This is a genomic window from Burkholderia sp. BCC1985 (genome assembly GCF_905339915.1).
Taxonomy (GTDB): Bacteria; Pseudomonadota; Gammaproteobacteria; order Burkholderiales; family Burkholderiaceae; genus Burkholderia.
This window is the reverse complement of the sequence record NZ_CAJPGY010000055.1, coordinates 23,859-43,567: the sequence shown is the minus strand read 5'-3', so window position 1 is coordinate 43,567 and position 19,709 is coordinate 23,859. Positions and strand designations below refer to the sequence as shown.

21 protein-coding genes and 1 pseudogene are annotated in these 19,709 nt (G+C 68.4%); 9 read left to right on the top strand and 13 right to left on the bottom strand.

Translation table 11 applies throughout. The annotated features are described in order from the left end of the window. Together U4Z31_RS33100 and U4Z31_RS33095 are read right to left on the bottom strand one after the other, a co-directional pair. Window positions 1–509: pseudogene (locus U4Z31_RS33100) on the bottom strand (sulfonate ABC transporter permease); the annotation flags it as partial. Between the two features lie 80 nt (window positions 510–589). Further along, on the bottom strand, window positions 590–844 hold the full coding sequence (locus tag U4Z31_RS33095) for a phosphate transporter (RefSeq protein ID WP_321812588.1): 255 nt from the start codon (window positions 842–844) through the stop codon (window positions 590–592). A gap of 244 nt (window positions 845–1,088) precedes the next feature. On the opposite strand from U4Z31_RS33095, the gene U4Z31_RS33090 reads away from it, so the two are divergent. The 3 genes from U4Z31_RS33090 to U4Z31_RS33080 all read left to right on the top strand — a co-directional run bounded on the left by U4Z31_RS33090 (window position 1,089) and on the right by U4Z31_RS33080 (window position 3,685). Further along, window positions 1,089–2,033 carry a metallophosphoesterase family protein gene (locus U4Z31_RS33090; protein WP_321812587.1) on the top strand — a complete coding sequence of 315 codons (945 nt, stop codon included), beginning with the start codon at window positions 1,089–1,091 and terminating at the stop codon, window positions 2,031–2,033. Window positions 2,034–2,080: 47 nt separating this feature from the next. Continuing rightward, a complete protein-coding gene (locus U4Z31_RS33085) occupies window positions 2,081–2,422 on the top strand; it encodes a cupredoxin domain-containing protein (protein WP_124489034.1) in 342 nt (113 codons plus the stop codon). A 123-nt stretch (window positions 2,423–2,545) separates the two neighbouring features. Next, window positions 2,546–3,685, top strand: coding sequence for a patatin-like phospholipase family protein (locus U4Z31_RS33080; protein WP_124489035.1), 1,140 nt, complete (start codon window positions 2,546–2,548; stop codon window positions 3,683–3,685). Between the two features lie 47 nt (window positions 3,686–3,732). Here the strand turns inward: U4Z31_RS33080 and U4Z31_RS33075 are convergent, their stop codons facing one another. After that, window positions 3,733–4,437, bottom strand: a complete 705-nt coding sequence (locus tag U4Z31_RS33075; RefSeq protein ID WP_124523727.1) for an SDR family oxidoreductase — start codon at window positions 4,435–4,437, stop codon at window positions 3,733–3,735. Between the two features lie 120 nt (window positions 4,438–4,557). On the opposite strand from U4Z31_RS33075, the gene gcvA reads away from it, so the two are divergent. From gcvA to U4Z31_RS33060, 3 genes are all read left to right on the top strand, one after another. Beyond that, window positions 4,558–5,457 carry a transcriptional regulator GcvA gene (gcvA, locus tag U4Z31_RS33070; protein WP_321812586.1) on the top strand — a complete coding sequence of 300 codons (900 nt, stop codon included), beginning with the start codon at window positions 4,558–4,560 and terminating at the stop codon, window positions 5,455–5,457. Between the two features lie 122 nt (window positions 5,458–5,579). Continuing rightward, window positions 5,580–5,888, top strand: coding sequence for an ArsR/SmtB family transcription factor (locus U4Z31_RS33065; RefSeq protein WP_059449595.1), 309 nt, complete (start codon window positions 5,580–5,582; stop codon window positions 5,886–5,888). A 71-nt stretch (window positions 5,889–5,959) separates the two neighbouring features. After that, window positions 5,960–7,021: an alkene reductase gene (locus U4Z31_RS33060; protein ID WP_321812585.1), complete on the top strand. Its 1,062-nt coding sequence runs from the start codon at window positions 5,960–5,962 to the stop codon at window positions 7,019–7,021. 15 nt (window positions 7,022–7,036) lie between these two features. Here the strand turns inward: U4Z31_RS33060 and U4Z31_RS33055 are convergent, their stop codons facing one another. Beyond that, window positions 7,037–7,564, bottom strand: a complete 528-nt coding sequence (locus U4Z31_RS33055) for a GNAT family N-acetyltransferase (protein ID WP_321812584.1) — start codon at window positions 7,562–7,564, stop codon at window positions 7,037–7,039. An 83-nt stretch (window positions 7,565–7,647) separates the two neighbouring features. Between U4Z31_RS33055 and U4Z31_RS33050 the strand changes: the two genes are divergently transcribed. After that, window positions 7,648–8,259: a LysE family translocator gene (locus tag U4Z31_RS33050; protein WP_321812583.1), complete on the top strand. Its 612-nt coding sequence runs from the start codon at window positions 7,648–7,650 to the stop codon at window positions 8,257–8,259. Window positions 8,260–8,299: 40 nt separating this feature from the next. Then, a complete protein-coding gene (locus U4Z31_RS33045) occupies window positions 8,300–8,500 on the top strand; it encodes a hypothetical protein (RefSeq protein WP_321812582.1) in 201 nt (66 codons plus the stop codon). Here U4Z31_RS33045 and U4Z31_RS33040 read toward each other — a convergent pair. Further along, window positions 8,486–9,406 (bottom strand): phosphatidylinositol-specific phospholipase C, encoded by a 921-nt coding sequence (locus U4Z31_RS33040; RefSeq protein ID WP_321812581.1) that lies wholly within the window; start codon window positions 9,404–9,406, stop codon window positions 8,486–8,488. The genes U4Z31_RS33045 and U4Z31_RS33040 overlap by 15 nt on opposite strands. A 6-nt stretch (window positions 9,407–9,412) precedes the next feature. On the opposite strand from U4Z31_RS33040, the gene U4Z31_RS33035 reads away from it, so the two are divergent. Continuing rightward, on the top strand, window positions 9,413–10,435 hold the full coding sequence (locus tag U4Z31_RS33035; protein ID WP_321812580.1) for a LacI family DNA-binding transcriptional regulator: 1,023 nt from the start codon (window positions 9,413–9,415) through the stop codon (window positions 10,433–10,435). A 9-nt stretch (window positions 10,436–10,444) separates the two neighbouring features. On the opposite strand, the gene U4Z31_RS33030 is transcribed toward U4Z31_RS33035, so the two are convergent. From U4Z31_RS33030 to U4Z31_RS32995, 8 genes are all read right to left on the bottom strand, one after another. Beyond that, a complete protein-coding gene (locus U4Z31_RS33030) occupies window positions 10,445–11,305 on the bottom strand; it encodes a carbohydrate ABC transporter permease (RefSeq protein WP_321812579.1) in 861 nt (286 codons plus the stop codon). Next, complete coding sequence (locus U4Z31_RS33025) at window positions 11,302–12,171, bottom strand: sugar ABC transporter permease (RefSeq protein ID WP_321812578.1); 870 nt, start codon at window positions 12,169–12,171, stop codon at window positions 11,302–11,304. Before U4Z31_RS33025 ends, U4Z31_RS33030 begins: the two co-directional genes overlap by 4 nt. Window positions 12,172–12,205: 34 nt before the next feature. Continuing rightward, window positions 12,206–13,444 carry an ABC transporter substrate-binding protein gene (locus tag U4Z31_RS33020; protein WP_321812577.1) on the bottom strand — a complete coding sequence of 413 codons (1,239 nt, stop codon included), beginning with the start codon at window positions 13,442–13,444 and terminating at the stop codon, window positions 12,206–12,208. A 193-nt stretch (window positions 13,445–13,637) separates the two neighbouring features. Further along, window positions 13,638–14,846 (bottom strand): porin, encoded by a 1,209-nt coding sequence (locus U4Z31_RS33015; RefSeq protein ID WP_321812576.1) that lies wholly within the window; start codon window positions 14,844–14,846, stop codon window positions 13,638–13,640. A 176-nt stretch (window positions 14,847–15,022) separates the two neighbouring features. Next, on the bottom strand, window positions 15,023–15,961 hold the full coding sequence (locus tag U4Z31_RS33010; protein WP_044846726.1) for a helix-turn-helix domain-containing protein: 939 nt from the start codon (window positions 15,959–15,961) through the stop codon (window positions 15,023–15,025). Between the two features lie 60 nt (window positions 15,962–16,021). Then, the gene (locus U4Z31_RS33005; RefSeq protein WP_321812575.1) at window positions 16,022–16,612 is read right to left on the bottom strand and encodes a DUF3156 family protein; all 591 of its coding nucleotides are present in this window, start codon (window positions 16,610–16,612) and stop codon (window positions 16,022–16,024) included. Then, the gene (locus U4Z31_RS33000) at window positions 16,609–18,111 is read right to left on the bottom strand and encodes an APC family permease (RefSeq protein ID WP_321812574.1); all 1,503 of its coding nucleotides are present in this window, start codon (window positions 18,109–18,111) and stop codon (window positions 16,609–16,611) included. Before U4Z31_RS33000 ends, U4Z31_RS33005 begins: the two co-directional genes overlap by 4 nt. 252 nt (window positions 18,112–18,363) lie before the next feature. Further along, on the bottom strand, window positions 18,364–19,704 hold the full coding sequence (locus tag U4Z31_RS32995) for an aspartate aminotransferase family protein (RefSeq protein ID WP_321812573.1): 1,341 nt from the start codon (window positions 19,702–19,704) through the stop codon (window positions 18,364–18,366). Window positions 19,705–19,709 lie beyond the last annotated feature (5 nt).

The following is a 19,709-nucleotide window of genomic DNA, read 5'->3' as shown; positions in this document are numbered from 1 at the left end:
CTCAGGTCGCGCGGCACCGTGCGCAGCGACTGGTAGAAGCTGAACGTCATGTTCCACGCCTGGCTCGTGAAGATCGCGAAGATCGCCGCGAGCTCGGCGCCGAGCACGCGGCCCGGGAACAGTGCGAGGAAGAACGTGACCGTAAACGAGATATAGCCGAGCACCGGCACCGACTGCAGGATGTCGAGGATCGGGATCAGCACCATGCCGGCGCGGCGGCTTTTCGCGGCGAGCGTGCCGTATACAAGCGTGAATACCAGCGACGCGACCATCGCGGCAAGCATCCGCAGCGTGGTGCGCAACGCGTATTCGGGCAGGTTCGACGGATCGAGCGAGATCTTCTGCGTCTGCAGGACGGCAATCGGCGCCATCGTCTGATGAAAGCCGACGATCGCCATTGCGAGTATGCCGATGATCAGCGGAAACGCGACCGCATCCCAGCGGTTGGGGAGCACGCGCCACGCGGACGCGTTGGCGGTGCGATTCGGATCGAAGAAACTGATATCCATCGGTAGCGTCTTGGTCGAATTGAAAATCGATGGGATCGGCCGCGTGACGCGCGGCCGGATGCGCCGTTAGCCGGCGCGGCTCAGAACGGCTTGTGGCGCGCCCGGTACAGGACCGCCGGACGCGCGATCGACGCAGGCAAGACCAGCACCCGCGCGACGGCGGGCAGCATGATCGGCAGGACCGAACCCTCCTTGACCGGACCGGGATCCGCGCTCAGGTGAACGCCGACGTAGACGATGCCGCAGGCAACGATCGGCAAGAACGGCGCGAAGCCGATGGTGCGCGTGCGATGACCGCCCGCACCGCTGGTTTCCGTTGCCGCGAGATTCGGCATGAGGGGCTCCGGAGAAGTGATTCGGTGTCGCAGGCTATCGGGCGGACATGACGCAAACGTGACGTGTCACTTACAGGACATTGACAGGTCATCGGCCGGTGGTCCGTCATTGCGCCGCAAGCCGCGAGCAACCTCGCAACGCGCGGGAATAAATCCGCCGCCGCAGCGGTATGGCATACGAAGGCGCCGGCTTATTCCAGGACGATCCGGCCGTCCGGTTCCGTCACACGAATGCGAGGCTCACATGTCTTCATCGAATCCCATCCGCCCGTCGCGCCGTAAAGCCTTGCAATGCATGGCGTTCGGCGGCCTCGGCACGCTGTTTACGCTGTCGGGCGGCATCCTGACGCCGTTCGACCTCGCGCTCGCGCAAAGCGGCGCCGCACTCCCCGCGGACAAGGGCCGGCCGCTGTTCGTGCAGATCAGCGACACGCACATCGGCTTCAACAAGGACGCGAATCCCGACGTCGCGGCCACGCTGCGGCAGACCATCGAGCTCGTCAACGCGATGCCTGCCACGCCCGCGCTCGCGATCCATACCGGCGACATCACGCACCTGTCCAAGGCAGCGGAGTTCGACCAGGCGTCGCAGCTGCTGTCCGCGCTGCGCGTGCCGGAGCTGCATACGGTTCCCGGCGAACACGACGTGACCGACGGCTCGGGCGCCGAATATTTCAGCCGCTTCGGCAAGGCGTCGGACAACCGCGGCTACTACAGCTTCGATCACGCGGGCGTGCACTTCGTCGCGCTCGTCAACGTGATGCACTTCAAGCCGAACGGACTCGGCAGCTTCGGCGACGAGCAGCTCGCGTGGCTCGCGCAGGATCTGAAGGGGCAATCGTCGAGCACGCCGATCGTCGTGTTCTCGCACATGCCGATGTGGACCATCTACGAGCCGTGGGGCTGGGGCACCGGCGACGCACCGCAGACGATGGCGCTGCTGCGCCGCTTCGGCTCGGTCACCGTGCTGAACGGGCACATTCACCAGATCGTGTCGAAGGTCGAAGGCAACGTGACGTTCCACACCGCGCGCTCCACCGCGTTCCCGCAGCCGACCGCCGGCAACGGCCCCGGCCCGGTGCCGCTCACCGTGCCGCGCGACCGGCTGCCCGCGATGCTCGGCGTGACGACCGTCGACTTCGCCGGCCATCCCGTGGCGGCGTCGCTGCGCGACACGACGCTGGCCTGATCCCTCGCCCGATTCCTCGCCCGATTCCGCTACGCAAGGAGACCGACATGACCATCCTCAAGCCCTCGACGCTGCTGGCGGCGCTGACCCTGTGCGCGGCCGCCGCCGGCACGCCGCTCGCCGCATTCGCGCAACCGCCGGCCGGCCCGCTCGTGACGATCCACAACTTCATGTTTTCGCCGATGTCGACCACGATCAAGGCCGGCACGACGGTCACGTGGAAGAACCTCGACGCGGAACCGCATACCGTCGTCAACGACGCGGGCATCTTCCATTCGAATGCACTCGACCAGGACGAGACCTACTCGTTCCGCTTCGACAAGCCGGGGGTCTACAAGGTGTTCTGCGGGATTCATCCGTACATGAAGGAGACCATCACCGTGGAATGACGCGGCGCAGCGCGCCGCGCCACGCGCGCGAAGGTCCGGCACCGCGGAGCGACGCCCGCCGATCGCCTACACTGGTTCCAACCGGCCGGCCCCCGCCGGCCGTCACCGACCACGAGGCAAGCGATGACGGCAAGTCAACCCGCACACCCGAAGCTACCGGGACAGGTCGTGCTCGTGCTCCAGGGCGGCGGCGCACTGGGCGCATACCAGCTCGGCGTATTCGAGGCGATGGACGCGGCGGGCATCCAGCCGGACTGGGTGATCGGCACGTCGATCGGCGCGATCAACGCGGCGCTGATCGCCGGCAACGCGCCCGCGCACCGCGCGCAGCGAATGGCCGAATTCTGGCGCCACGTCACCGAACGGCCCGCCGTGACCGTGCCGGGCTTCCCGACGACCTGGGACAAGATCGGCTCGGAACTCGCGGTGATCGGCGCGGGCCTCACGGGGTTCTTCCGGCCGAATCCCGCCGCGTGGCTCGGACCGCTCGCGCGGGTCGGCGTCGAGCACGCGTCGTATTACGTGGTCGAGCCGCTGCGCGACACGCTCGCGTCGCTGATCGACCTCGACCTGCTGAATGCGTGCCGGCCGCGACTGACCGTCGGCGCGGTCAACGCGTGTACCGGCACGATGCGCTATTTCGATTCGCGCGACCGGCCGCTCGACCTCGACCACGTGATGGGCTCGGGCGCGCTGCCGCCCGCGTTCCCGGCCGTGCGGATCGACGGCGCACCCTACTGGGACGGCGGCATCTATTCGAATACGCCGGTCGAGGTCGTGCTCGACGATGCGCCGCGCCGCAGCTCGATCATTTTCTCGGTGCAGATGTGGAATCCGGTCGGGCCCGAGCCGCAAAGCATCTGGCAGGTGTCGGAGCGACAGAAGGACATCCAGTACGCGAGCCGCACGGACGGCAACATCGCGCGGCAACAGCAGATTCACCGGCTGCGCCACGTGATCAAGGAACTGGTGATGCGGCTGCCGGAGGCGGAGCGCACGTCGGCCGACGTGCAGGCGCTCGCCGCGTGGGGCTGCCAGACGACGATGCACGTGATCAAGCTCGCGGCGCCGCGGCTCGACGGCGACGATCAGTGGAAGGACATCGATTTCACGCCGGACGGCATCGCGGCGCGCCGGCAGGCCGGGTTCGACGCGACGATGCAGGCGATCGCCGCGCGGCCGTGGGATCAGCCGATGGACCCGACGGAAGGGCTCAGCGTCTGGAGCCCGGAAGAGAACCGGATCGGCGAACGGCACAACTGAGGCAGCCGGCGCAACGTCCGCGCGCGCACCGCCTGCCCGGCAGCGGCTTAAAGCGCACGGACGATGCCGCCGTCGACGCGAATGTTCTGCCCGGTGATGTAGCCGGCGCCTTCCGACAGCAGGAACGTCACGGTCTGCGCGATCTCCTGTGTCTTGCCGAAACGGCCGGCCGGAATGCGGGCCACGATCTCGGGCGTCTCCGGCCAGCTGTCGATGAAGCCGGGCAGCACCGAATTGATGCGGATGTTGTCCTTCGCGTACCGGTCGGCGTACAGGCGCGTGAACGCACTGAGCGCCGCGCGCAGCGCGGACGACACCGGCATCGCCTGCTCGGGCGCGTCGGCCGCGAAGCTCGAAATGTTGACCACCGCGCCGCCGCCCTGCTTCAGGAAGACCGGTGTCACGCGGCGCAGCACGCGCGCGACGTTGAGCACGATCAGGTCGAGCCCTTCGTGCCATTTGTCGTCGTCGATCGAGAGCAGGTCGCCCTTCGGCGGATGCCCGGTATTGTTGACGACCGCATCGATACGGCCGTACTTCGCGAGCGTCTCGTTCACGAAGCGCGCGATGTCGGCGTCTTCGGTGACCGACCCCGCCACGCCGAACCCGCCGAGTTCCTTCGCCAGTTCGACCGCGCTGCCGGACGGCGACATCAACGCGACGCGATAACCGTTGCCCGCGAGATCCCGCGCTATCGCGGCGCCCATGCCCTTGCCCGCCGCCGTCACCAAAGCCACTTTCTCTACAGTCATGCTGTTCTCCTGAATGGGTCGGCGCAGCGCCGCGATCATCGTCCATGGCAGCACTGTAGGACTCTATAATCGGCTTGTCGAACCATGATTTCTCCACCCACCCTATAGAATTTCTACTGCATGAAGGCGCTATCGCGTACCCGCCGGTTCCCGCCGCTCAATGCGCTTCGCGCGTTCGAGGCCGCCGCGCGACACCTCAATTTCCGGCTGGCCGCCGACGAACTCGGCGTGACCCAGGGCGCGGTGGCGCAACAGGTCAGGCATCTGGAGGACGTCGTGGAGGTTCAGCTGTTCCGGCGGCTGCCCAGGGGGCTGGCGCTGACGCGCGAAGGGCTCGAGTATTTTTCGTCGGTCCAGCGTGCGCTGCAGATCATCTCCGACGCCACGGACGCGCTCGGGCAGCGCCCGACGGTTCTGGCGGTCAGCACGACGCCGTCGTTCGCGTCGAAGTGGCTGATTCCGCGCCTGTCGGACTTCGGCCGGCTGCATCCCGACATCGAGGTGCGCGTGATCGCCGACGAAAGGCTTGCGTCGTTCCGTGCCGACGGCGTCGACATCGCGATTCGACTGAGCAGGCCGCCGTTCCCGGCCGGCCTGGTCGCCGAGTTGCTGTTTCCGCTCGACATCTTTGCCGTCGCCAGCCCGAAACTGCTCGACAGCGGCTCGCCAATCCGGACGCCCGCGGACCTGGCAAAGCACGTGCTGTTGCACGACGCGCACGATCTGTGGCCCGAGTTCATCGACAAGCTCGGCGGCAAAGGCCGGGCCGATCCGACGAAAGGGCCGCGGTTCAGCCAGTCGCTGCTCGCAATCGACGCCGCGGTCGCCGGCCAGGGCATCGCGCTGACCAGCGAGCCGCTGGTCGAACGCGATATCGCGGATGGCCGGCTGCGGCGCGTGTTCGACTTTTCGTTTCCAATGTCGCTCGGGTTTTACGTCGTCTTTCCGCAGGCCAATGCGCATTCGGAGGCGCTCGATGCGATGCGGCGGTGGCTGTTCGCGCAGTACGGGAACGGGTGACGCGCTGAAGTCCGACCGATCAACAACCCCACTTCCATCAGTGCCTTCGCGCGTATCGTTATTTTCCGATATATGATTCGCCCATCGACGATACCCGTTTGCCCAGAACACCACGCCCTTCCATGCCGACCGAACTCGACATCGACGCGATCCTGAAAGCGCTCTCGAACCCCGTGCGCCGGGAAATCCTCGTCTGGCTGAAAACGCCGGGCGCGCACTTCCCGGAGCAGACGCTGCCGTACGACCACGGCGTCTGCGCCGGGCAGATCGACGCGCGCTGCGGGCTGTCGCAGTCGACTGTCTCCGCGCACCTCGCGACGCTGCAGCGCGCGGGGCTCGTGACGTCGACGCGGATCGGCCAGTGGGCGTTCTTCCGGCGCAACGAGGCCGTCATCGACGCATTTCTCGACGCCCTGCGTCGCGAACTCTGACCCAGGCCATGCGGGCCACCCGCCGCGCACGACGCGACGGCCATCCCGTCTTTCGTGAAGAGGTTATCTCCATGCCCACCCTGTTCGATCCCGTTACCCTCGGCGACCTGACTCTACCGAACCGCGTCGTGATGGCGCCGCTCACCCGTGCCCGCGCCGGCAGCGCGCGCGTGCCCAACGACCTGATGGCCCGCTATTACGCCGAGCGCGCATCGGCCGGCCTGATCATCAGCGAAGCGACTTCGGTCACGCCGCAGGGCGTCGGCTACGCGGACACGCCGGGCATCTGGTCCGACGAGCAGGTGGAAGGCTGGAAGCGCGTGACGCAGGCCGTGCACGCGGCGGGCGGCCGCATCGTTTTGCAGCTCTGGCACGTCGGCCGGATTTCCGATCCGGTGTTCCTGGACGGCGACCTGCCGGTCGCGCCGAGCGCGATCGCCGCGGGCGGTCACGTGAGCCTCGTGCGGCCGCCGCGTCCGTACGTGACGCCGCGCGCGCTCGACATCGATGAAACTCCGGGTATCGTCGCCGCGTACCGCAGGGGCGCGGAAAACGCGAAGAAGGCGGGCTTCGACGGCGTCGAGATCCACGGCGCGAACGGCTACCTGCTCGATCAGTTCCTGCAGGACAGCACCAACCTGCGCACCGACGCGTACGGCGGCCCGATCGAGAATCGCGCGCGCCTGCTGCTCGAAGTGGTTGACGCGGCGATCGACGTGTGGGGCGCGGGCCGTGTCGGCGTGCACCTCGCACCGCGCGGCGACGCGCACACGATGGGCGATTCCGATCCGGCCGCGACGTTCGGCTACGTCGCACGCGAGCTCGGCCGCCGCAAGATCGCGTTCATCTTCACGCGTGAATCGTATTCGGGCGACCAGCTGAGCCCGCGTCTGAAGGAGGCGTTCGGCGGCCCGCTGATCGCGAACGAGCAGTTCACGCTCGAATCGGCGCAGGACACGCTCGCGAGCGGCCACGCCGACGCGATCGCGTGGGGCAAGCTGTTCATCGCGAATCCGGACCTGCCGCGTCGACTCGAACTCGGCGCACCGTTGAACAAGCCGGTGCCGGAGACGTTCTACGCCGAAGGCGAGACGGGTTACACCGACTACCCGGCGCTCAGCGACGCGGCCTGACGGCCGGCGGCCCGTTCATGCGCGCACGTCCGCGCGCATGAACACGCGCTGCGTCTCGTCGAGCCCGCGTGCAACGTGATGCGCGCGGATCGCATGCAGCGTGTCGTCGAGCAATGCGTCGTCGATGATGTCGAAGCCCAGGCGCGCGTAGTACGGTGCATTCCACGGCGCGTCGCGAAACGTCGACAGCACGACCTGCGCGATGCCGTCTTGCGCGGCGCGCGTCATGATCCGTTCGATCAGGCGCGCGCCGATCCGCTGCCCCGCATGCGACGGCGCGACGTCCAGCTCCTCCAGATAAAGCCGCTGCGCATCGAGCAGCCGGTAGAACGCGAAACCCACGCAGGCCCCCGCTTCGTCCGTCGCCACATACGCGCGGCCGTCGTCGATGCGTGCGAGCACGTCGGCCGCATCGGTCGGCTCGCCTTCGGCGATGTCGGACATGCCGATGTCGCGAAAGCGCTCGGCAGCGGCCACTTCCACCGCGGCCATCGCGGCCGCGTCTTCCCGCGTGGCGGGACGAATCCGGATCGATACTGTCATCACGACGAGGTAGGCAGGCAGGAACGGCCGTCACTATAATCGAAACTTCATACCTTTCGAACGCCTTGCCCACGAGGTTCGCCATGACGCTGTCCGCGCTCGCCGTGTTCGCCATCGCCCTGCTCGTCACCGCCGGCACGCCCGGCCCGAGCGTCGCCGCGCTCGTCGCGCGCGTGCTGACGAACGGCGTGCGAGACGTGCTGCCGTTCCTCGCCGCGATGTGGATCGGCGAGGCGCTGTGGCTCACGCTGGCGGTGGCCGGGCTGTCGGCGTTCGCACGCACGTTCGAGACGGGCCTGCTCGTGCTGAAGCTGCTCGGCGTCGCGTACCTGCTGTTCCTCGCGTGGAAGATGTGGACCGCGCCGACCGACACGCAGGCCGGCGGCCTGCCGCGCGGCCAGTCGCCGTGGCGCATGTTCGTCGCGGGCACGCTGGTCACGCTCGGCAACCCGAAGATCATGCTGTTCTATCTCGCGCTGCTGCCGACGATCGTCGATCTGACGCATGTCGGTGTGCTCGCGTGGGCCGAGCTCGTCGGCACGATGCTCGCGATCCTGATCCTCGCCGACTGCTTCTGGTCGCTGCTCGCAGTGCGTGCGCGGGCATTTCTGACGTCGGCACGCGCGAAGCGGGTCGCGAACCGCACGAGCGCGACCGCGATGGCGGGTGCGGCGGTGGCGATTGCGACGCGGTAGTCCGTCGATCGCACACCCTACCGCTCTCTGCAGACCTGCGATGCCGCAACTCGAGAAAATTCCCGCGGCACTTGCCGCACTGTCGATTTCTCGTCGCGAGATCGTGCTTCCGCTCGACGCCGCGCTCGAATGCATTGACTATTGCGAGCGTCATCGCATTCCGATCTATGGTTGGGAAGGTTGGGTCCTGACTGTCGGCGAGTTCGCGGTCTTCAATGTGAATGCGCTAACAACCCATTAGCCTGCGCCTGCCACCCACCACGGGCCCATCCTCATTACACTCGACCAGCGCCCGCACCAACGCCCAGTCATCGTCGTCGCAGAAGTCGAGCAGCATCGCACCGCACGGCCCGCGCGCTTCGCTCAACCGCGCCGCGAGCCGCGCCTGAATCCCGGCCACCCTGCCGTCGCCGCGCGCGACCACCGACGGATTCGCGCCCATTCCCGTGCCGCTGCAGAAATTGATCGCCCAGCGCCCGCTCTCCGGCGACGGCATGCGGCTCAGCAGCGCATCGATCACACGCCACTTGTAGTGGATCGACCCGGCGACAGGCACACGGTATTCATCCTGGATCACGAACGCCGCATCCGGATGATCGACCGTAAACGTCGCATTGTCGGGCCACGCGGTCAGGTCGATGCCCAGCGGCCGGCTGCTGCGGAACCGCCGCAACAGCACCACCGCGCCGCGCACGTCGCCGAGCGCCGGCAGCGCGCCGCCCGCATGCCAGCGCAGCCGCGGATGCCGCGCGCAATGCGCATCGAACGTCGCGTCGAAACTGCGCGTGCACGCATGCGCCGGCCATTCGTCCTTCACCGACATCACGATGCATTCGCGCGGATGCGCATCGAGAAAGCGCGTGCAGTCCGCGAGCACGTCGTCGAACGACAGGCCGAGCGCGATGCCGCCGTGATGGATGGCGAACGTATCGCCCCGGTGCCGGCAGCGAATGTCGAGCAGCCGCACGCCATGCGCGAGCTGCGCATCGAGCGGCGCGCGCTGCGTGCGCACGAGCGGATCGTCGACCGTATACGCACAGGTGTCATGGCTGCCCGGTAGGGTCAGCGTATGCAGCGGCCGCGCGTCGTCGAGCGCCGACATCCAGTCGGCCAGTGGCGTGGAGGCTTCGTGTCGCGAAGGGATCATGAATCGATGACTGACAAGGAAAGAAAGACGTGGGTGACCGCGTCGGATGTCGCCGTGCGGGCCGGCGTGTCGCGCTCCGCGGTGTCGCGCGCGTTCTCGCCGACGGCGAGCATCGCGCCCGAGACGCGCGAACGCGTGATGGTGGCCGCGCGTGCGCTCGGCTACCAGGTCAACCTGATCGCGCGCGACATGATCACGCAGCGCAGCAGCATGATCGGCGTCGTGACGGCCGGGTTCGAGAATCCGTTCCGCGCGCGGCTGCTGTCGGACCTGATGGCCGCGCTCGGGCAGCGCGCGTTCACGCCGCTCGTGACCAATGCGGACGATCCGCATCAAGTCCGGCAATCGCTCGAACGGCTGCTCAGCTACCGGATCGCGGGCCTGGTGATGACGTCCGCTTCGCCGCCGCTGTCGGTCGCACGACAGTATCTCGACCACCGGATTCCCGTCGTGATGATCAACCGCGAAGCGAACCTGCCGGGCGCGGACGTCGTCGTCAGCGACAACGCCACGGGCGCCGTCCACGCGGCGCAACGGCTCGTGCGGGCCGGCGCGCGCCGGCTCGCGTTCGTCGGGCCGCGCACCGCGAGCTACAGCGCACGCTCGCGCGCGGATGCGTTCGAGCAGGCGCTGCAATGCGGCGACGCGTACGATGCGGCGCTCGTCCGCGTGATCGATACGGACTCCGACACGCACGCATGCGGCCTCGACGCCGCACGGCAACTGTTCGCGACGGGCGAGCGGCCGGACGGTGTGTTCTGCTCGTCCGACCTGCTCGCGCTCGGCATGATCGACGCCGCGCGCGACGCCTTCGGCTTGCGCGTGCCCGACGACCTGCGCGTGATCGGCTTCGACGACATCCCCGCCGCCGCATACGACGCCTACCGGCTCTCGACGCTGCGCCAGGACACGCAAGGCCTCGCGCACGCGGCCGTCGACCTGCTCGCCGACCGGATCCAGACGTTCGATGGCGCCTCGCGCATGCGGGTCGTGCCGGTTACGCACGTGGTGCGGCATAGCTGCGCGTAACGCGTCGCGTCACTTCAGTCCGCCGGCGAAGCCGCGCAGCAGGTAGCGCTGCACGTAGCCGGCCACGGCAAGGGTCGGCAGCGACGCCAGCAGCCCCGCGCTCATCAGGTCGCCCCAGTCGATACCGTTCTCCGTCACGTAGCCGGCAATCGCGAGCGGCAGCGTGAAGCGGCTCGGCGTCGACACGAACAGCAGCGCGATCAGGAACTCGTTCCATGCGGCGATGAACACGAAGATCGCGGTCGCGATCAGCCCCGGCGCGCACAGCGGCAGCACGATCTGCACGAGCCGCCGCGCGAGCCCCGCGCCGTCGATGCACGCGGCCTCCTCGTATTCGACGGGCACGTCGCGCACGAACGCGAGCAGCATCCAGATCGCCATCGGCAGCGCGTAGATCTGGTAAGCAAGCATCAGCCCGAGCGTCGAATCGAGCAGATGCAACCGCTTCGCGAGCGCGAACAGCGGCACCGCGATCGTGATCGGCGGCATCAGCTTCAACGCCAGCACGAGCATCAGGAACAGCACATCCAGCCGCGCCGGAAACCGCAGCCGCACGAGCGCGTATGCGGCCGGAAACGCGAGCGTCAGCGCGAGCAGCGTCGTGCCGAACCCGACCAGCAGCGAATTGGCGAGCGGCGCGCCGATACCGTTCGACCACACCGACGCGAAATGCTCGAACGTCGGTGCAGCCGGCCAGATCCGCAGCGGATGATCGAGGCGTTCGAGCGTCGGCATGAACGCCGCGCCGGCCATCCACAGGCACGGCAGCAACAACAGCGCGAGCGCAATGATGCGCAGCGCCCACGGCGCGGCATGCGTGAACGCGGCACCCTTTCGCGCGTGCGCGAGGTACGCGGATCGCGCCGTCATGCGCGCCGCTTGCGAACCGTCTGCCATACGTACCCCGAAACGAGCAGCGCGGACGCCGCGAGCATCAGCACCGACGCGGCGCTCGCCGGCCCGACGTTGAAGAAGCGGAAGCCCGTGTCGTAGATGTAGGTCGACAGCGTCTGCGTCGCGTTGCCGGGACCGCCGCCCGTCAGCGCATAGACCTTGTCGAACAGCTTGAACGTGTCGATCGAGCGCAGCAGCAGCGCGAGGCCGATCTGCGGCGCCGCGAGCGGCAGCGTGATGTCGCGCAGGCACTGCCATTCGCTCGCGCCGTCGGTGCGCGCGGCTTCGTACAGTTCCTGCGGGATCGATTGCAGCCCGGCCAGCACGATCAGGAACGCCATCGGCGTCCACTGCCACACGTCGACGAGCGCGAGCGACCACAACGCAAGATGCGGATCGGACAGCCAGCGCACGCCTTCGACGCCGAACGCGGCGAGCAGCGCGTTCAGGAAGCCGTCGAAGTTGAGCCAGTTGCGCCAGATCGCCGAGCACACGAGCGTCGAGAGCATCATCGGCAGGATCGCGAGCGGCAGCGCAATGCGCCGCCCCGGAAACGCGCGCACGAACAGCAGCGCGAGACCGAAGCCGAGCGCGACCTCGACGAGCGACGCCGCGATCGTGAAGCGCAGCGTGTTGCCGAAACCGGCCGCGAACGCGTCGTCGCCGAGCACCGCGCGATAATTCGCGAGCCCGACGAACGCGCGCCGGCCGGCCGCATAGTCGACCTGGCAGAACGAGTCGATCAGCACCTGCGCGACCGGGTACAGCGCGAGCGCGGCCAGCACCAGCAGCGCGGGCCCGAGCAGCGCGACGAACGGCAGGCCGCGGCCGAGGGCTTTCATGCGCGGTTTCCGGACGATGCGTGGCGGCGTGCCGTCATTTGCCGGCCGCGGCCATCGCCTGCGCGATCTTCTGCTGCGCCTGGCGCAGCGCGGCGTCGGGAGCGGCCTGCCCGGTCAGCGCGAGCTGCAGCTGGTCGCCGAGAATGCTCTCGACCTGCTGCCAGTCCTTCACGCGCGGCCGCGCACGGCCGGCCTCGAGCGCCTTCAGCTGATCGGGGTACCAGCGGTACTGGCGCACCAGCGCCGGATCGGCGAACACGCTGCGGCGCGTCGGCGGAATGCCGATCCCGGCGAGACGCGTTTGCGTGTCGCGCGAGCTCAGGTAGGCCAGGAAATCCTGCGCGAGCTTCGCGTGCGGCGCATCCTTCGGAATGCCCATCTGCCAGATGCCGAGCATCGGCGCCGGGCCGGCCGTCTGCCCGGGCGGCGGCTGCAGCGCGATCTGCCCGACCACGCGCGACTGCTTCGGATCGTCGAGCGCCGGGATCCACGCCGGCCACACCTCGATCGACTGCGCGGCCGTGCCGCGCTGCAGTGCGTCGCGCACCTCGGCGGCGCCGTACACGTCGACGTCCTTCGGCGCGGCGGTCTTCAGCGCAAGGAAAGTCTTGAGCGCGGCCTGCGACTCGCGCGAATCGATCGTCACGTTGCCGGCACGGTCGAACACGTCGCCGCCGTAGGCCCACAGGATCGGCAGGAAGCCCGTCACGACCGGGTTGCCCTTGGTGCCGCGGAACACGACGCCCGACACGCTCTTGTCCGCGCCGCCGATGGTCTGCGCGATCTTCAGCACGTCGTCCCAGTTGCGCGGCGGCTGCAGCTGGTACTTCGCGAGCAGATCCTTCCGGTACGCGAACATCTCGACGTTGCCGACGATCGGCAGCGCGTACAGCGCGCCCGCCGCGTTGCGGCCGAGCGCGACCGCGGACGGCACGAGATCGGCGTCGGCGAGCGCTGCGGGCAGCGGCTTCAGCCAGCCGTTGCCGATGAATTCGGGTGCCCACGTATCGTCCATCATCACGAGGTCGTACGTGCCGGTGCCTTCGCGCATCGACAGCTTCAGCTTCTGGTACAGGTTCGCGTTCGGCAGCTTGAGCAACTCGATGTCGGTGCCCGGATGCAGCTTGGTGAAGCCGGCGACGGCGTCGGCCAGCCCCTTGCCGTAGATGTCGTCGCGGCCCGCGATGACGAGGTCCGCCGCGAAGGCGTGCGAGGCGGCAAGGGACAGCGCAACGGCGGCGGACAGCCCGCGCAGGCGGCTCAGCAGGGTCATGTGGTCTCTCTCGATCGGCGTGGTGGCGAGCCGCCGGGCGTTGCACACGTGTGCAACGCGGGCGACGCTTCGGGCGGCCTGAAGCGAACGCCATTGTTCACGTCGATCGTTAAGAATTTGTGGCACGCGGCGAAAGCGGCCGACGGTGCGGCCGCCCGCCCCGCCCGCCGCCCGTGCCGTCATGTGCCTGCCGTCAGAAGTTCACGCGAATCCCGGCCATCACCGCGAGCTGCCGGCTCGAATTGCTGTTCGCGAGCACCGGAATCTGCGCGTAGTTCACCGCATTGCCGTTCGCGTCGGTGCCGAGCCCCGTGCCGCTCGCGATCTGGCCGATCGCGACCGCATACAGCGCGGTGCGCTTCGACAGGCTGTAGTTCGTGCCGACGTTGACCTGGTGAAAGCGCGTCGTGCCGCGGCCGTCCGTGTGCGCGGCGTTGAAGATGTACGCGACGCCGCCCTGCAGCGCCGGCGTGAACATGTACGTGACGTTCAGCTCGCCGATGTCGAACGTGAACGCCTGCGTGCGCGGCTGCGCGCCAGTCGAGAAATAGCGGCTGTCGCCGAGGCGCGTGTGCGTGTAGGTCAGCGCGACCGTCGCCGCGCCGAGCGTCACCGAGCCGCCCGCGCCGAACGCGCGCATCGAGCCGGCGTCCTGCAGCAGGCAGTACATCGCGCCCGGGTTGCTGCACGCGAAGTCGCCGATATAGCCGCTCGCGCCGCCGAGCGCCGCGTCGAGCGGCTGGTGCAGGTCGAGATAGCCGACCGAGAACGCGACCGGCGCACGCGTGTAGGTCGCGGCGACCGCATAGCCGCGCTTCGCGGAAAAGTCGCCGGCCTGGCCGCCGAAGCTGAACGTGCCGCCGAACGTCAGGCCGTTGAAATCCGCGCTGGTGAACTTCACCGCGTTGTTGAAGTTGAACGCGGCGTTCAGGTTGTCGACGTCGCCGAGGTGCGAGCCGTACGGCGTCGCCCAGTTGTTGCTCGATACGTATGCGCCGAGCATGTCCGTGTACGAGTCGTATTGCCGGCCGAGGCCGAGCGTGCCGATCGCATCCTGGCGCAGCCCGACCCACGCCTGCCGGCTGAACGCGGTGCCGCCCTGCAGCGCCTGCCCGTTCGCGGACAGGAACTGCTGCTCGAGCGAAAACACCGCGTCGAGCCCGCCGCCGAGCGGCTCGGCACCCTGAAATCCGAAGCGGGACGGCACGAGGTTGCCGCCGCCCATCTGCCATGCATGGCCGCCGCCCGTGCTGCCGTCGGCGCGCGTGAACTGCTGGTTCGTCGAATAGATGACGCCGGTGTCCACGGTGCCGTACAGCGTCACGCTGCCGGAGGTCTGCGCGTGCGCGTGCATGCAACCCAGCGTGGCCGCGGCCGCGGCCAGTCTTCGTCCGATCTTCATGTCCCGTCCCTCTGTTGTCATCGATTCGTAGTGCGAACCGACGGTGTTGTCGATTTCGGTCACAGGACTCTATCCAGCGAAAATTCGGGACCCCTATCCCAAATCAGCAAATGGTGAAGCGAACGGAACGGGCGACACGCGGCGGCGCCCGGCGGCGCCGTCGCGATGCGAAGACGTCATTCGGGGCGCAAGGTTTGCGACGGCAGCTCGCCGAACAGGTCGCGATACTCGCGCGCGAAATAGCCGAGATGCGTGAAGCCCCAGCTTGCTGCGGCCTCGCCGACGCCGAGCTGATGCGCGGACGTCGTGCGCAGCAGGCGCCGGACCGCGTTCAACCGGATCGTGCGCAGATAGCCGACGGGCGTGACGTCGGCGACGCGCTGGAAGCTCGTCTGCAGCGTGCGGCGGCTGCAGCGCAGCGCGCGGCACAGCTCGAGCACGGTGACGGGTTCCTCGGGCCGGTCGCGCAGGTGTTTCTCGCAGCGGCTGACGATATCGCTGTAGGTGGCGTGCGTGATGTCGCGGCGCTCGACGCCGATGCCCTGCTCGAGCGCATCGAGGAACATGCCGAGCATCGTGTCGCGGAACATCTTGCGGGTGGCCGCGTATTCGAGGCAGCCGGGGTTGCGCTGCGCGTCGTCGATCAGCGACGACAGCCGCGCGCCGAGCGCGACGCCTTGCGCGTCCGACAGCCGCGTGACGTGCCGCAGCTTGCGCGCGCCGGCTGCGCCGAATTCGGCCTCGCAGAGCTCATCGACCATGTCCGACGCCGCGCTGATCCCGACCAGCCCCATCCCTTCCGGCGTATGGAATTCGAAATCCTCGCCGGCGCGCAGCGCGAGCAGCGCATAGCCGTCGACCGGCTGGCTCTGGAACGTGCCGGCGAGCGGCACCGACAGCGGCACCGCGAGCGACGTGCGCCCGGCCGGTGCGAGGCCGGTTTGCGCGACACGCCGGTTGGTCGTCTCGCGGAAGAAATGGAAGTCGTCGTACAGCACCTGCGTGACGGTGCCCCTGAAGCGGCCCGGCGTCATCTGGCGGTAGACCTGATGCCAACCCGCGATCGCGAGCCCGTGGTCATGCACGTCTTCGTGTGAGCGTGACTGGAACAGCATCGGCATCTCCGGTAAAACCCTGATTCCACGCTGCGGCCGCACGGCACGCAGCGCCACAGCTTACCCCCGCAAAATTCCGCGTAGTGCAGTTTCGAATGCAAGACAGGCCGCCGACAGCGCGGCGGCCTGCTCACCGGTCACGCGCACGTAGCGGCGAAACGACGGCATCCGGTTCACGACCTCGCTGCCGCCGAACGGCACGACGGCGAGCGTCCAGCGGCCGTCGCGCGCGGCGATCGTACAGTCGGTCAGGTGCAGCGGGCGCAGCGCGCCGGCGAGCGACGAATCGGCGACGAGCGCGGCCACCGTCCGCGCGAATCCGGGGTCGCTTCCCGGCTCGGGCGCGGCCGCGATGCCGGTGCGCCGCAGCCAGCCGGTCTGCAGCACGCGCGCGAGACCGTGCCCGGCCGGGCCGTCTGCGTGGATCGACAGTTGCACGCTGACCGTATGCATCAGGAACTGGCGGTCGATGCGCTCTTCGATGCTCACGCGCACGCCGTTCGGCAGCCGGGCCAGGAGTTCGGCCGCGCCGCCGTTCGCGTGGCACACCGCACCGAGGTCGGCCAGCACGCGCGCGGCGATCGCGCCGGGCCGGTGGCCGGGCGGCGGTGCGTCGGGCGCCGCGCGCCAGCGGGCGAGCGCGGCCCTCACGAGGCGACGTGCTCGTTGCGCAGCACTTCCTCGACCGGCACCGGCCTGAACGGATGCCGGCGCTGCACGACGAGCGTCCAGAACAGCGCGTACAGCGCGGTAAGCCCGAGCATCACGCCGAACGGCACGTAGATGTCGCGCGCGTTCATGCCGGGCGGCGTGATGTACCAGATCGCGAGCACGATGCCGACGCTCGACACGATCTGCGGCAGCGGAAACAGCGGCGAACGGTACGGGCGCGGCAGGTCCGGGCGGCGGATGCGCAGCATCACGACCGACGCGGTCACGAGCAGGTATGCGGTGCCCCATGCGCAGGTCGCGGCGAGCACCAGGTGCAGGATGCTGTCGAGATTGCCGTTGATCAGCCACGCATGGAAGATCGGCACGACCGCCGCCGCGACGATGCCGACCACCGGCGTCTTGAAGCGCGGATGCAGATACGCGAAGCAGCGCGGCAGCGCGCCGTCGATCGCCATCCCGTACAGGATGCGCGGCAGCCCGGCCATCAGCGTGTTGATCGTCGCGGCGCCCGCGCACAGGAACGCGATGCCGAACCAGATGCGGCCGAAGGGCCCGAGCACCTGCAGCGCGAACGCGGGAATCGCGCCCGGCGTGTCGAGCAGGTGCGTGAGGCCGTCCGGGCTCACCGGCACGTTCGCGACCTGGCGCCGGATCGCCGCGCCGTACAGGAACATGCAGATCGCGACGCCGACGAGGCCGAGCGCCATCGCGCGCGGAATCGTGCGGCCCGGCGCCTTCATTTCCGGCGCGAGCGGCGTGACGAACTCGCAGCCGACGAACATGAACATCGCCATCCCGACCAGCGACAGCACGGCCGGCACCGACGTGCCGACTTCCGAGCCGCCGAACCAGCCGTCGAGATGCACGGCCGGCGCGGCCGCGAGGCCGAGGATGCCGAAGATCATCAGCGACAGCCACATGCCGGCCGTCAGCACGATCTCGAGCTTGCTGAACACCTTGATGCCGATGATGTTGGTGATCGCGAACGTGACCACGAGGCCGACGCCGACGAGCCACGAGCTGTTGTGCTTCTCGAGCGCGGCGTTCAGCGATTCGAAGTTCACGAGCGCCATGATGCCGCTCAGGATCGTCTCCGCCGTGCCGGCGAACACGTGCACGAGGAAATACGCGGAAATCGTGCCGGTGATCGCCCAGAAGCGGCCGAGCCCGCACGACAGGTAATCGTAAACCGAGCCGGCCGTCGGCAGCATCGCGGCGGCTTCGGAGAACGTCGTCGCCTGCGCCTGCATCATCACGAACGCGATGAGCATCGCGATCGCGAACGCCCAGCCGCCCATCCCGAAGCCCGAGGTCGCGGTGAGAATCACCGGGCTCGCCATGATGAGGCCGACGGCGCTCGCCAGCGCGGTCGGAAACCCGACCGCACCGGCCTTCAGCACCGTGCCGCCGCCCGCTTCAGCCGACGCACCGGCGGGCGTGTCGCCCGCTGCGCCGGTCATTCCAGACCATCCCGACATCTTCGTCTCCTTCCCTTTTCGGGCCGGAACCGGCGCTGCGGCGCCCGCTCCGAGCCATGCTTCGCGGTCGGCCCGGGGCGGCGCTCAAGCGCCGGCACCCGGGCCCCTGTCGATCCAAACCTGATCCGATGTCGAAAAAATACGCAGGCAAAATAATCCGGTCATAGCGCAAATCGGCAAACCGGCGGTGGCGGACGGGTTATCCCGCCCTCCACCGCCGGTTCGGCGTCATGCGCTCATGCCGTCACGGCCTCATGCGAACGGCACGGCCTCGAAGCCCGCCGCGAGCGCGTCGACGATCCGGTCGAGCTGCTCGCGCTGGATCACGAGCGGCGGCGACAGGATGATCTTCGTGCCGACCGGCCGCACCAGCACGCCGTGCTCGCGCGCCACTTCCGCGACCGCGTTCGCATAGCCGGACAGCGGGTCGATCGGCTCGCGGGTCTGCTTGTTCGCGACGAGATCGAGCGCGAGCATCAGCCCCTTGCCGCGCACCTCGCCGACCGCCGCGAAGCGTTCCGGGAACGACTGCAGCGCTTCGAGCAGATACGCGCCCTGCTTCGCCGCGTTCGCCGGCAGGTCTTCCTTCACGACGATGTCGAGGCTCGCGATCGCGGCCGCGCAGGCGACCGGGTGCCCTGCGTACGTGTAGCCGTGCATGATCGCGCCGCCGAAGTCCGCGTTCGCGGCGAACGCATCCTCGATCCGCGCGTTCACGGCCGTCGCGCCGAGCGGCACGTAGCCGGACGAGATCCCCTTCGCGAGACACATGATGTCGGGGCGCACGCCCCAGCCGCGGCTGCCGAACAGGCTGCCGCTGCGGCCAAAGCCGGTCACGACTTCGTCGGCGATCAGCAGCACGCCGTAGCGGTCGCACACCTCGCGCACGAGCGGCCAGTAGTTGGCCGGCGGCACGATCACGCCGCCCGCGCCCTGCACAGGCTCGGCAATGAACGCGGCGACCGTGTCGGGGCTCTGGAACTGGATCTCGCGCTCCAGCATTTCCGCGCAGATCCGCCCGAGTTCCTCCGGATCCTGCGTGAACGGGTTGCGGTACAGCCACGGCGTCTCGACGTGGAAACAGCCGGGCAGGTTCGGCTCGTAATTGCGTCGGAACACCGTGTTGCCGTTCACCGACGCGCCGCCGAAGTGCGTGCCGTGATAGCCCTGCTTCAGCGAGATGAACTTGGTGCGGTCGGCCTGGCCGCGCACCTTCCAGTACTGGCGCGCGATCTTCAGCGCGGTCTCGATCGAGTCCGAGCCGCCCGAGCTGTACAGCACGCGGCGCATCCCTTCCGGCTCCATCATGTCGATCAGCTTCTTCGACAACTCTTCCGCGCGCGGATGCGAGATGCCGTCGAACAGCTGGAAGTATTCGAGTTCGTCGAGCTGGCGCACGATCGCATCCTTCACTTCCTGGCGGTTGTGCCCGACGTTCACGTTCCACAGGCCCGCGACGCCGTCGACCAGCTGCTTGCCGCTTTCGTCGAACACGTAGCAGCCGTCGCCGCGCACGATGCGGATCGGCTTGCGCTGTTTCATTTCGTTCGGGTGCAGCATCGGGTGCCAGAATTTCGCTTCGTTGTAGCTCATTGCAA